The sequence below is a fragment of the Flavobacterium sp. LC2016-13 genome, assembly GCF_009707955.1.
Classification (GTDB): domain Bacteria; phylum Bacteroidota; class Bacteroidia; order Flavobacteriales; family Flavobacteriaceae; genus Flavobacterium.
On record NZ_WMDQ01000002.1, the window covers coordinates 667,743 to 679,944 of the forward strand.

The 12,202-nt window shown below is 31.6% G+C and carries 11 protein-coding genes; 2 read left to right on the forward strand and 9 right to left on the reverse strand.

Annotated elements, in window-relative coordinates; translation table 11 throughout:
* Positions 1 to 74 precede the first annotated feature (74 nt).
* Both GKZ86_RS06855 and GKZ86_RS06860 read left to right on the forward strand, forming a co-directional pair.
* On the forward strand, positions 75 to 896 hold the full coding sequence (locus GKZ86_RS06855) for an OmpA family protein (protein ID WP_228526544.1): 822 nt from the start codon (positions 75 to 77) through the stop codon (positions 894 to 896).
* A gap of 20 nt (positions 897 to 916) precedes the next feature.
* Positions 917 to 1,465 carry a hypothetical protein gene (locus tag GKZ86_RS06860; RefSeq protein WP_154782355.1) on the forward strand — a complete coding sequence of 183 codons (549 nt, stop codon included), beginning with the start codon at positions 917 to 919 and terminating at the stop codon, positions 1,463 to 1,465.
* A 92-nt stretch (positions 1,466 to 1,557) separates the two neighbouring features.
* Here GKZ86_RS06860 and GKZ86_RS06865 read toward each other — a convergent pair whose 3' ends face one another.
* The 9 genes from GKZ86_RS06865 to menD all read right to left on the reverse strand — a co-directional run bounded on the left by GKZ86_RS06865 (position 1,558) and on the right by menD (position 12,083).
* Positions 1,558 to 2,601 (reverse strand): o-succinylbenzoate synthase, encoded by a 1,044-nt coding sequence (locus GKZ86_RS06865; protein ID WP_154782356.1) that lies wholly within the window; start codon positions 2,599 to 2,601, stop codon positions 1,558 to 1,560.
* Positions 2,602 to 2,684: 83 nt separating this feature from the next.
* Positions 2,685 to 3,887 (reverse strand): M48 family metallopeptidase, encoded by a 1,203-nt coding sequence (locus GKZ86_RS06870; protein WP_154782357.1) that lies wholly within the window; start codon positions 3,885 to 3,887, stop codon positions 2,685 to 2,687.
* Between the two features lie 20 nt (positions 3,888 to 3,907).
* The gene (locus tag GKZ86_RS06875) at positions 3,908 to 5,359 is read right to left on the reverse strand and encodes a S41 family peptidase (RefSeq protein ID WP_154782358.1); all 1,452 of its coding nucleotides are present in this window, start codon (positions 5,357 to 5,359) and stop codon (positions 3,908 to 3,910) included.
* Positions 5,360 to 5,594: 235 nt separating this feature from the next.
* On the reverse strand, positions 5,595 to 6,272 hold the full coding sequence (locus GKZ86_RS06880; RefSeq protein ID WP_154782359.1) for a metal-dependent hydrolase: 678 nt from the start codon (positions 6,270 to 6,272) through the stop codon (positions 5,595 to 5,597).
* 29 nt (positions 6,273 to 6,301) lie between these two features.
* Complete coding sequence (menA, locus tag GKZ86_RS06885) at positions 6,302 to 7,264, reverse strand: 1,4-dihydroxy-2-naphthoate octaprenyltransferase (protein WP_154782360.1); 963 nt, start codon at positions 7,262 to 7,264, stop codon at positions 6,302 to 6,304.
* 120 nt (positions 7,265 to 7,384) lie between these two features.
* Positions 7,385 to 8,218 carry a 1,4-dihydroxy-2-naphthoyl-CoA synthase gene (locus GKZ86_RS06890; RefSeq protein ID WP_035681238.1) on the reverse strand — a complete coding sequence of 278 codons (834 nt, stop codon included), beginning with the start codon at positions 8,216 to 8,218 and terminating at the stop codon, positions 7,385 to 7,387.
* A gap of 751 nt (positions 8,219 to 8,969) precedes the next feature.
* Positions 8,970 to 9,824: a S1 RNA-binding domain-containing protein gene (locus GKZ86_RS06895; RefSeq protein ID WP_154782361.1), complete on the reverse strand. Its 855-nt coding sequence runs from the start codon at positions 9,822 to 9,824 to the stop codon at positions 8,970 to 8,972.
* Positions 9,825 to 9,989: 165 nt separating this feature from the next.
* A complete protein-coding gene (locus GKZ86_RS06900) occupies positions 9,990 to 10,331 on the reverse strand; it encodes a DUF2853 family protein (RefSeq protein ID WP_154782362.1) in 342 nt (113 codons plus the stop codon).
* 90 nt (positions 10,332 to 10,421) lie between these two features.
* Positions 10,422 to 12,083 (reverse strand): 2-succinyl-5-enolpyruvyl-6-hydroxy-3-cyclohexene-1-carboxylic-acid synthase, encoded by a 1,662-nt coding sequence (gene menD / locus GKZ86_RS06905; RefSeq protein ID WP_154782363.1) that lies wholly within the window; start codon positions 12,081 to 12,083, stop codon positions 10,422 to 10,424.
* Between the last annotated feature and the right edge of the window lie 119 nt (positions 12,084 to 12,202).

Consider the following 12,202-nt stretch of genomic DNA (forward strand, 5'->3'; position numbering starts at 1 on the left):
TCTATCTATTAGGCATTGCTATAACCATTATTTTAGGTACGTTTTTGTATATAAAATTTTGTTGCAATTGCAGTATGAATACACCAGTAGTTGATACTCAAAAAGATTCGACTGTAGTGGTAAAGGAAACAAAATGGGTTCCTTTTGTTCTTAGTGGTTCAGGAATTGATTATCATACCAATGATAATATCAAGTTCTTAAAAAATAGTCCATCGATTATTGTTCCTGTAAGTGATTCTGTGACTATTGGAATTGAAAATCTTAAATCATTTTTAATAGCAAATCCTAAGCAAAAAGTAACAATTACCGGTTATGCAACTTCTGATGAAACCAATACAACTAAATTCGAGAATCTTGGTCTTGCAAGGGCAAATGAGGTTAAAAATTATTTTGTTTCTAAAGGTTTATCAGGAAATCAATTTGATGCAAAAGGTGAGATTATCGATAAATGGAAATCAAATTCAGACACGCTTATAGGTCCGGTTGAATATCAATTTGCGACTTTGGATACGACGGCAATCGCTAATGATGAATGGAGTATTTTGAAGGAAAAAATTAACTCTGATGCATTGATTCTTCATTTTAATACCAATAAAGCCAGTGACAAAACTAGCGCTGATGAAAAACAAAAAATAAGCGAAATTGTTAAGTATTCAGAGCATGTAAAAGATGCAACAATTTTGATTGTTGGCCATACTGACAATGTTGGAAATAGAGATGCAAATATTGTTTTGGGGCAAAAACGTGCTGAATTTGCAAAAAACTATTTGACCAAAAATGGTATTGACGGATCTCATATCATAACAGAATCAAAAGGGCCAGATGAACCAATTGGAGATAATACAACTACTGAAGGTAAAGCGAGTAATCGAAGAACAGTAATTACAATCAAATAATTAATCAAAAATATACTATTATGAATATACCTTGTATTTTAATACCTGTGCTAGTGGGATTAATCTGTGGAATTTTAGGTTACTTACTAGGAAAATTGAATTCAAAAAATGATGATTCGCTTGCATTGGCTTTACAATCTGATTTAGATCTCTGCAAAGACAATACGAAGCGCTTAAATACAAAAATAGCATCGTTAGAGGCTGAATTAGAAGCAAAAGCAAATACTTCTGCACCACAATCTTTTAAAGCAAATGTACCGCCATCAATTTTATTTGACGCTGAATTAGCGAAATTAGTTTATGGAAAAAAAATAGGAAATAATGATTTGAAAATTGTTGAAGGTATTGGCCCAAAAATAGAAGCTTTGTTTAATGCTGCCGGAATCAATACCTGGAAAGAATTATCTGACGCATCAATAGAAAAGCTGCAAGCAATTTTGGATGCCGGAGGAGAAAATTATGCAATTCATAATCCGAGTACCTGGGCAAAACAGGGATTATTGGCTTATGAAGGCAGATGGCAGGAATTAAAAGACTGGCAGGCAGGAATGACTGGAGGGAAAGAGTAAGGAGAAAGGTTCAAAGGTGCAGAGTTACAGAGGTTCATAGGTTTTTAATACTTTGTCCCTTTGTAACTCTGCACCTTTGAACCTTTGTAACTTTAATTATCAAGAAAATCTGAATTCCAATTTTTAGATGTATTGTACCATAATTGTCCTTTTGAGACTTCTAGCGGGCAATCAAAATTATTGGTATAAAGTGCTCCCGTTCCTAAACCTTGCGGCATTTCAGAATTTTGCAAAAATGTCCATTGTGCAATAGCATTCAAGCCAATATTACTTTCTAATGCAGATGTAATCCACCAACCAATATTATATTTATCGGCCAAAGTAATCCATTCCTGCGTTCCTCTAAAACCTCCTATAAAACTTGGTTTCAGAATAATGTATTGTGGTTTAATTTGTTGCAATAATTTTTCTTTTTCTTCTAATGAAAATACACCAATTAGTTCTTCATCTAAAGCAATAGGAAATGGTGTTGTTTCGCATAAACTTTTCATTGCTTCAATGTTTCCTTTTTTAATAGGCTGTTCAATACTATGAAGTTGAAATTGATTGAGTTGATTTAATTTATCTAAAGCTTCATTTAAAGCAAATGCGCCATTGGCATCTACTCTGATTTCGATTTGTTCAGCAGAAAAATGACTTCGGATAAATTGCAATAATTCTAATTCTTTTTGAAAATCAATTGCGCCAATTTTCAATTTTATGCATTTAAATCCTTCGGCTAATTTTTCTTCGATTTGTTGTTTCATGAAGGAAGATTCTCCCATCCAAACTAAACCATTTATTACAATTGACTTAGAATTATTGGTAAAATCAGAAGGAAATAATAGATATGGATTTTCACTTTTTAATGATAAAAAGGCCATTTCTATTCCAAATTGTATCGATGGGAATTCTAATAAAGATTCCCAAAGCGCGGTTTCTCCCAAATGAATATTTTCGCAAGTCCATTTAAGTTTTTGCTCATAATCATCTCTGTCATCTGCACTTAAACCACGCAAAATGCCACACTCACCTATTCCTTTTTTGCCATCTTTTTCAAGAACGATAAACCAGGTTTCTTTTTCGGTCATAATGCCACGAGAAGTCCCGGACGGGCGTTTAAATTCGAGCATGTATTTATGATAGGTCGCTTTCATAGAAATGTTTTTTCACCATATAAGTAATATAAGAAAGTTTAAAATTGAAGTAAAAGTTTAATGAACTTATATGGTAAAAAGATTTAGTTAAAAAGATTTAAAACGCGTTCAAAATCTTTTGATGGTAATCCTGCTTTTTGAAAAACAGCAAAATCTTGTTTTGTTTTATCGGTCCAGCTCAAACTATCGGTAACATTTTGAGTCTGGTATTTTTTATAGATTGCTTTTGCTTCGCTATAATCATCGCTCATCAAATAAACATGCGCTAAATTAAGTTTGACAAGTAGTTCAGTATCGTCAAGCTTTTCACCTTCTTTTAGAGATTTAATTGCTTTGGCGTATTGTTTGGTTAAAATATAGCAATAACCAATTGAACTGTAATCAATTGCTGTAGCTTTTCCGTCATTAATTATGGTGTTTAATTTTGGAATTGCTTCGTTGTATTTTTGCAAGTTTATTAAAGTTGAAGCTTGTGTTCTTAAATCATTATAAACGTTTTTAGAAATATCAGCATCGTTATAACAAAGGTTTCCGAAATCTTTGTAGACTTTATTTTTTTCGATTGGCAATAATTTCTGAAACTCTGTATAACGGTATTGTTTCATGATTTTTTCTAAAATACAAACACAGAAATCATCAGAATTGGCCATTTTTTGCGCCATTGTTGATGTTTTGCACAAACTGATAATTTCATTTTTATTATCCTGATTCCAACCACGATTTAGTTTTGTATCAACCCAAGGCACAACTTCTAAAACAATTTTCTGGCTTAAAACCCAGTTTTTGCTATGAAATCCAAAATATATGGTGCTTATATTTTGTCCTAAACAAGATGATTTATCCAGTGATAATCGTTTGGCATCTTTACTGATTGCTTCTTCTTGTGCATAACAAGCTTTATCTGTTTTACCATCATCAATATATTTTTTTACATCTTCGTTTGAAGTAAAAAGTGCATAAGTACAACTGTCATCGCCTGAAATTTTCGACATTAAGAAAACTGCTCCGGCAGAACCCTGACTTATTCCGGTTGGATCCGGAATTGCTTTTAAAACTGAAACCAAACTGTTTGCCATTTGTTGGTTTTCATCCAAAAGTGTAATTCTATATACAATTTCAGTTGTTCCAACTGGTAAATCTTCTGTTTTTAAAGTAATTCTATCGCGGGCGTATGCAATAATTTCTTTTGTTGTTGCACGCTCTTTATCCCAATAACCATCTTTTTGTGCAAAAGAATTGTAAGTAGAAGCTATTAAAAGGATTAAAAATATTCGTTTTAGATTCATATTCTAAATGGATTTTAAACTTAGTTTGCTTTTAATTTATTTTCTGTAAATCTAATCCATTCATAGTCAGGAATGGTTTTGTCAATATAAAAATCAGGCTGAATGCCTTTACCGTCAATTTGCATGTCTGGAATTCTAAAACTTTTGGTTAGGGAATAACCTAATTTTAAAGTTTTGCATGGAAAATCAACAAAATACATATTAGAGATATCAAGTACGCCTTCAGTAGTAGTACCAAAAAGTTTAACTTTTTTACTTTGCTTTGCAATTAATAAAAATTCCTCTGCTGTACTGCCATTATTTTCATTAATAATAACACCAACATTTTTTGGATTTGCATAGAATAGATCCGATTTAATTTCGTCAACTATTTGGTCTTCAATATTTATAAATTTACCAATATTTGCGTTTAATTTATCCAATCCTTTTTTTGCCCATTCTTTCTCTTCTGCTGACCAATTAGGATCTGCCATAAAATCTTCCATTCTCTTGTTGTTTAGAGGTGTCGATAAATATTGAACGCCTACACTTCTAATTGTATTTGTATAGATGTATGGAATTATTTTTTGGAAACTGGCATCAGATCCTCCTCCATTATTTCTTATGTCAATAATTAAATTTTCTTTTGAAATTATGAGTTCATGATTGGCTGTGATGATACTATCAATTATTTTTTTATTAGCATATTTAAATGACGGAATGCGCAATAAAACAGTTTTGTCTGAAATTTGTTTTATAAAAGGGATTTGAGCTGTCAGCGATTCAACATAAGTTTTTATGTCTGAATCATCTTCAGGATTGTTAGGAAAAATTCTTTTTAATGAAACTGATCCAAATTTTAGAAAGTTATTGCCAACAAGTTTCACGTTATCAAACTTTTGAGCAGTATAATCGCCCATATAATAAACAGCATTATTGGTTTTATCCGGAAACTCTTTTATCTTAAATTTTACTTGATATTGTTTCCATTTGCTGTCTTTTACATCTAAAACATAACCAATATATTCATTATCTTTTTTGATAACTCCAATGGTATAAGGAGGAGAGAGCCAAATTCCTTCGAATGTTGGGTTAGAAATCTTTGCAAAATTATTTTTTAATTCTGCTTCGGTTATTTCTATTTTTTCCCATTTTGTTTCAGTTTCTGTATCACTTTTAGCAACTGCTTTTTCAGCATATTCGGGTTTTATTGCTAAAGATAAATGTGCAGGTCTAAAAAATAGCATCCAATCAAAAAGGACATTTCTACAATCAGTCAGATCTTTTATTTTTTTTACTTTTTTAATAAATAGATCATTATGATTTTGATATTCTGCTAATCCTTTTTTATCTATTACATATTGAAAACCAGCATCATTATCTTCAAAAGTTTTTTTAAGCCAGTTAAAATTATCTTCGCATGAGCATTTTTGCGCAAAGGAAGCATTTGAAACGATAATTAAAGCGAATAAAAATATTCTATTTAAATTCATATTTGGTTTGTTCTTTTTAGCTGGATTTTTTAGATGAGAATGACACATATTATGCCAAAAATAATTTTGTTATGAAACTGATTGCCCTAGCCCCGATAGAGGCGGTATCCTTTTTTAAGGCGTCCTGAAACTTCGGGATCTCGCCTTAAAAAAGATATAGCCGAAAGCGGGATTAGCTCCTTATTCTTCGACTCCGCTCAGAATGACAAATTCATTTTGCTGAGAATAAGAATTATTACAATTCTATTGATTCTCCTATTTCTAAAAGCATCAAATCTTTTCCTTTGTCAAAAAACTTACGGATAGATTCTTCGTGATTGATTTCGATATAACCAAAAGTATCAAAATGGTAACCTAAAATTTTATCGCATTCTACAAAATCAGAAGCAATTATAGCGTCTTCAACATCCATTGTAAAATTGTTTCCGATTGGAAGGATCGCTAAATCTAATTTAGTTCTTAACGGAATCAATTTCATATCAAATGTAAGAGCGGTGTCTCCGGCAATGTAGATGTTTTTGTGTTCTCCTTCGATCACAAAACCTCCAGGATTTCCGCCATAACTTCCGTCAGGGAATGAACTTGAATGAATTGCATTTACGTATTTTACTTTTCCAAAATCGAAATTCCAGCTTCCGCCGTGATTCATGGGATGCGCGTTAAGTCCTTGTTTTGCGTAATAGCTTGTAATTTCTGCATTTGAAACAATTACTGCATTTGTACGAGTTGCAATAGCTTCAACGTCAAGAACGTGATCGCCATGTGCATGTGTTAGTAAAATATAATCGGCTTTTAATGTGTTTATGTCAATTGCCGCAGCTTTTGGATTTCCTGTAATAAATGGGTCAACAATGATGTGTTTTCCTCCAACTTCAATGCCTAAAGAAGCGTGTCCGTAAAATGTGATTTTCATTTTTATAAATTTTAAAGTTGAACTTATTTTTATCTTCCTCCCAGGAAGAGATTAACAATGATGTCTGAAATTAATGAAATCATACATACTGTCAATAATATTGAAAGCAAAAATGTACTAAGTGCCAGTTTTTTTAATTCTGGATCTAACAGCTTAGGATTTTGGTTTTTATAAACAGTAATTAAATGTTTGGTTAAAGGAATAAATGCCAATAAAAACAAATACTGATCAAAATTATAATCGCTTAAAAAAGCAAAAATAACCACCAAAAGCATAGCGGTAACAATTAAAGTGAAATGATAAATTTTAGCTTTTTTGCCGCCTATTTGAACTACAATTGTGTTTTTTCCTGATTTTCTATCTGATTCTTCGTCACGCATATTGTTTAGGTTTAAAACGCCAACGCTTAATAAACCAATTGAAATAGCGGGTAAAATTAAAAGTGGATCTACTTCTTTTGAATATAAAAAGTTAACTCCCAAAGTGCTTACAAGCCCAAAGAAAATAAATACAAATACATCTCCAAATCCTCTGTAACCGTAAGCTGAATTACCTACTGTATAACGAATTGCCGAAACAATTGCAGCGATTCCCAGTAATAAGAAAAAGATTGAATAAAGGAAATTTGTTTGTCCAAAGGCAAAATATATTAAAGTTATGGCAGATAATAATGTTAGTACAGAAGTTATTATTATTGCTTTTTTCATCGCCTGAGGTGTAATTACTCCGCTCTGAATAGCACGCATGGGACCTACTCTGTCTGCGTTATCAGTACCTTTTACACCATCTCCGTAATCGTTTGCAAAATTTGATAAAATCTGTAAACCAAGTGTTGTTAAAAGTGCAAAACCAAAAATTTTCCAGCTAAAAACCTCTGTTGGCGTATTGATGGTTTCGGTTGGGTTAGACAAAGCATAAATACTTCCTACTATAATTCCGGAAACTGATAAAGGTAATGTGCGCAATCTGGCGGCTTCAATCCAATGTTTCATTATTTTTTAATTTTAGATTTTAGTCCCGACGCTTCGGGATTGATTTTAGATTGTTACATACTGAATTTAAATTGCAGATTTCAAAAACCTAAAATCTGCAATCTAAAATCTAAAATATTTTTATGGAAGCCATTTATTTTCTCCAAAGTTTGGTTTTCTTTTTTCTAAAAAGGCATTTCTTCCTTCTTTTGCTTCTTCGGTCATATAAGCCAAACGGGTTGCTTCTCCGGCAAAAACTTGCTGACCAACCATTCCATCGTCTGTTAAGTTCATGGCGAATTTTAGCATTTTTATAGAAGTTGGTGATTTTTGAAGTATTTCCTGCGCCCATTCATAAGCGGTGTCTTCAAGCTCGTCATGCGGAATCACAGCATTTACCATTCCCATATCCATCGCTTCCTGAGCTGAATAATTTCTTCCTAAAAAGAAAATCTCACGCGCTTTTTTCTGACCTACCATTTTAGCTAAATAAGCAGATCCGTATCCACCATCAAAACTGGTTACGTCAGCATCTGTTTGTTTAAAAATTGCATGTTCTTTACTGGCCAAAGTCATGTCGCAAACTACGTGCAAACTATGTCCGCCACCAACAGCCCATCCGGGAACAACGGCAATGACAACTTTTGGCATAAAACGAATTAAACGTTGTACTTCAAGAATATTTAAACGATGTTGACCATCTTCTCCAACATAACCCTGATGTCCGCGTGCATTTTGATCTCCTCCGCTACAAAAAGAATATACTCCGTCTTTGGTAGAAGGACCTTCTGCAGAAAGCAAAACGACTCCAATTGACGTGTCTTCCTGTGCATCGTAAAAAGCCTGGTATAATTCTGAAGTTGTTTTTGGGCGAAAAGCATTTCTAACATTGGGTCTGTTAAACGCGATTCTTGCAACTCCGTTACATTTTTTATAGGTTATATCTTCAAATTCTCTGGCAGTTATCCAATCCATTGCTATTTGTTTTGTTTTTAAAAATTATAGCGTAAAAATAAAGCATTTTTATATTTATACCTACTCAATTTGCTTTAAGTCTTTATGAAAATATCTTCGAATGTTAACAATTGGTATTTACTTACAAAAAATAACATTATTTAACATTTGATTTAAAAAAAAAGAAGTAATTTTACAACCTAGAAATCAATGAGATACAATTAATTTCATTCTTTTCAGATTGATTTTCTTTCACTGATTTATTAACCTAAAAAATGATTTTTTTGAGAAAATTTAAAAAATTTGTCGCTCATTTTTTTGGGGTTTTAAATACTAAGACTTTAATTGATGGGCAAATGGTTTATTCGTTTGTTGAAACTTCAAGGAAGAGATAGTAACACCTATGGTTAAAGAATAGAATTGTGTATTCAATTTGTCTAAAAGGATTACGATAATGGGGACTTAATTAAAAATTGAAGTACTTTCTATAAATATATAATTATCCAACTAAATGGTTCTGCCGTGAAATTGATTTTTTGCTTTTAAAACGAATGCATTAAGCTATTTAAAGACATACAAAAAAAAGATCAAAGAAGTAATTTCTAAAATTTTTAAAGCTGTTATTTTTTTGATTGATTCGAATAATTTTATTTCTGTTTTTTTTTAATTACAATTTTTTTTAAAACTAGAATAAAAAAGGGAAAGGCTACTCGTATGAGTAGCCTTTCTTGTTATAATGATTTTAAAAAAAACTTAATTATTCTTTTATGAATTATTCTTTTACAATATAAATTCCGTCATCTTTAATCTCTATGAGTTTTTCTTTATATAAAGCTCCAATTGCTTTTTTAAACGTTTTTTTGCTCATTTTCAATACCGTTTTAATATCCTCCGGATGCGAATTATCATTTAAACGTAAAAAACCTCTGTTGGCTCTTAATTCATCTAAAATCTTTTCTGCATTTGGTTCAATACTTTGATAACCTTGTACTTGCAAAGCAATATCTATTTTATTATCAGGTCGAATGTTTTTGATGTAACCACGCATTCTGTCGCCTGTTCTAATCGCATCATCATACACTTCATCTTTGTACAATAATCCTTTGTGCTTTTCATTGATGATAACATTAATACCAATTTCAGTAATGTGTGATACAATTAAATCAACTTCTTCACCTTTTTCAACTGTTAAATCATCATTGCTTAAAAACTGATTGGTTTTACTTGATGCAACTAAACGATTTGTTTTTTCATCCATATACAGATAAACTAGATAACGCTTTCCTTTTTCCATAGGACGCGCTTGCTCTTTAAACGGAACCAGAATATCTTTTTCCATTCCCCAATCCATAAAAGCACCAACCTGATTAATGTAGTTTACTCTTAAAAGTGCAAATTCATTCAATAAAATATACGGTTCTAGTGTTGTTGCAACCGGGCGCTGTTCATGGTCCAAATAGACAAAAACAATAAGCTCTTCGCCTATTTCAAATTCGTTTGGAACATATTTATTGGGTAATAATATATCATGAATTCCTTCAGGGTCTTTTTCAGGATTTCCTAAAAATAAACCAACTTTGGTATCACGTAATATGGTAAGTGTATTGTATTTTCCTATTTCAATCATATTCTTGAGTTTCTAAGCCGATAAGTGACTAAGTTTCTTTGCTGCAAATGTACGAAGTTTGAAAATGGTTCAAAGAAATGTTTTAGATAAAAGCAACAATAAATGCAATATAAAAACAAAAGCGCCCAATAAAGGCGCTTTTGTAATTTTGAATTGCTTTAAATCTTATTTATAAACACTTTCTTTTTTAAAGTGCAAAGTCAGTAAATAATAAACTACTGCTCTATATTTGTGTTTGTTAGATCTGCCATATTTTTCTAAAACAGCTTGAATTGCAGCATCTAATTCAGGCGAATCTTTTAGGCCTAATTTTTTAATTAGAAAATTTTTCTTTACAGTATCTAATTCAGACTGTTGGCTTGCTGCAACTGTAGATGAATCAGCGTTGTAAATTGATGGTCCGCAACCAATTGTTACTTTTGTCAGCAAATCCATGTTTGGAGTTACACCACATTTTTCCTTTAAATCTTCTGCATACTTTTTAATTAATTCTTCTCTTGCACTCATAATAAATATAAATATTGGTTACTTTTAATGTTTCCAAATATATAAATTATATCAAGTGAATAATTAATTTTAACACTATTTAACTTACAATTAAATTAACTCTTTAAAGTATTGTTTTAATATTTTATCATTTTCAATAGTTGGAGTAAATATTTCTAAGATTACCGGCGTTTCGTCATTAGCATATAAACTGTTGATTCCTTCTTTTAAAGTATCTGAATCACTCGCTGTTAAATAATTCATCTTATACATTTTAGCCAAATGTTCAGCGGTTAAATGATGCGATGTTTCAAAATAAGTATTAAAAACAGGTTTTTCTTCGTGTCCCGGTAAGATTCTGAAAATTCCACCTCCTCCATTATTAATCAAAATAATTTTGAAGTTTTTAGGAATATAAGAATTCCATAAAGCATTACTATCGTATAAAAAACTAATATCTCCAGTAACGAAAACAGTTTGTTTCTGGTTTCCAACTGAAGCACCAATTGCTGTAGACGTACTTCCGTCGATTCCGCTGGTTCCTCTGTTGCAAAAAACTTCAATTGAAGGATCAATATCAATTAATTGTGCATAACGAATTGCAGAACTATTGCTAATTTGCAATTGAGAATTAACCGGCAAAGATTCAATCACTTTCTCAAAAACCTTGAAATCTGAAAACGAGATTTTATCTAAATATTTACTTCGTTTTAATTTTCTTAAATCATAAACTTCCTTTATTTCTTCAAAATAATTGCTTTCCGTAAAACTGGTTTTCGCCAGTAATTCATTGAAGAAATCGTTTGGTTTCATGACAAAATGCTTTGTCAAAGCTCCAAATGTATCATAAGCACGTAAGGTATCAATATGCCAATGTTGTTTTGGTTTATACTTTCGTAAAAAGCCTTTTATTCTTTTTGAAACAATCATTCCGCCAAAAGTTATCAGAATTTCAGGATTAAAGGCCTCAAAATCATGATCATCAAATGGTGTAATTAAAGTATCAATGCTACTAACAAAATCAGGATGATGTAGGTTTGAAGTAGTTTCTGTCAAGACTACAATTGATGGATCGTTGGCAAAATTTTGAATAATTTTTTCATCAATAGAATTTGCTTCATTTACACCAACTAAAACTAATTTTCGTTTGGCTGAGTTCCAAATTGAAACAAATTCCTCTACATTTTCTATAATTTTTGTTCCGATAATTTCTTCAGAATGTGTGATTTTTGGTTCAACAGAAAGTGTTTCAACAGTTTCATACAAAGGTTCTTCAAACGGAGCGTTTATATGAACCGGTCCTTTTTGAAGAATGGCAGTTTCGATTGCTTTATTGATTTTTAAATCATTTTCTACAGAAGCTTCTTCGGTTAGATTGGCATTAAAAACCGAATGATTTTCGTAAACATTTTGCTGACGAATGGTTTGCCCGTCTCCAATATCAATTTTACTCTGAGGTCTGTCTGCAGAAATTACGATTAACGGAATCTGGCTGTAAAATGCTTCGGCCACAGCCGGATAATAATTTAATAAGGCAGAACCTGACGTACAAATAATAGCGGTTGGCTGTTTGGTTTGCTGTGCAATTCCTAAAGCAAAAAATGCTGCACAACGCTCATCTGCAATGCTGTAACAGTTAAAATTATGATTTTGTGCAAAACCTATTGTTAAGGGAGCATTTCTTGATCCCGGAGAGATAATAATATTGGTGATTCCTTTTGCTAAACAAATTTCGATAATGCTTTGTGCAAGCGGTATTTTGGGGTAAATCATTCTAAATGGTGTATAATATTTTTAGAAAATTTATTGCTTGAAAAATTTTCTTTTACTATTACAAAGTTACAAACTTCATGTTTGATTTGACTTATATATTAGGAAGATATTAAGACTGA

What these genes read in the sequence shown, in the direction of transcription:
- GKZ86_RS06895 (WP_154782361.1), bottom strand. Translation starts at nt 9,824, where the DNA reads ATGATTGAAATAGGAAAATACAATACACTTACCATATTACGTGATACC.
- GKZ86_RS06860 (WP_154782355.1), top strand. Translation starts at nt 917, where the DNA reads ATGAATATACCTTGTATTTTAATACCTGTGCTAGTGGGATTAATCTGT.
- GKZ86_RS06855 (WP_228526544.1), top strand. Translation starts at nt 75, where the DNA reads ATGAATACACCAGTAGTTGATACTCAAAAAGATTCGACTGTAGTGGTA.
- GKZ86_RS06890 (WP_035681238.1), bottom strand. Translation starts at nt 8,218, where the DNA reads ATGGATTGGATAACTGCCAGAGAATTTGAAGATATAACCTATAAAAAA.
- menA (WP_154782360.1), bottom strand. Translation starts at nt 7,264, where the DNA reads ATGAAACATTGGATTGAAGCCGCCAGATTGCGCACATTACCTTTATCA.
- menD (WP_154782363.1), bottom strand. Translation starts at nt 12,083, where the DNA reads ATGATTTACCCCAAAATACCGCTTGCACAAAGCATTATCGAAATTTGT.
- GKZ86_RS06875 (WP_154782358.1), bottom strand. Translation starts at nt 5,359, where the DNA reads ATGAATTTAAATAGAATATTTTTATTCGCTTTAATTATCGTTTCAAAT.
- GKZ86_RS06865 (WP_154782356.1), bottom strand. Translation starts at nt 2,601, where the DNA reads ATGAAAGCGACCTATCATAAATACATGCTCGAATTTAAACGCCCGTCC.
- GKZ86_RS06900 (WP_154782362.1), bottom strand. Translation starts at nt 10,331, where the DNA reads ATGAGTGCAAGAGAAGAATTAATTAAAAAGTATGCAGAAGATTTAAAG.
- GKZ86_RS06870 (WP_154782357.1), bottom strand. Translation starts at nt 3,887, where the DNA reads ATGAATCTAAAACGAATATTTTTAATCCTTTTAATAGCTTCTACTTAC.
- GKZ86_RS06880 (WP_154782359.1), bottom strand. Translation starts at nt 6,272, where the DNA reads ATGAAAATCACATTTTACGGACACGCTTCTTTAGGCATTGAAGTTGGA.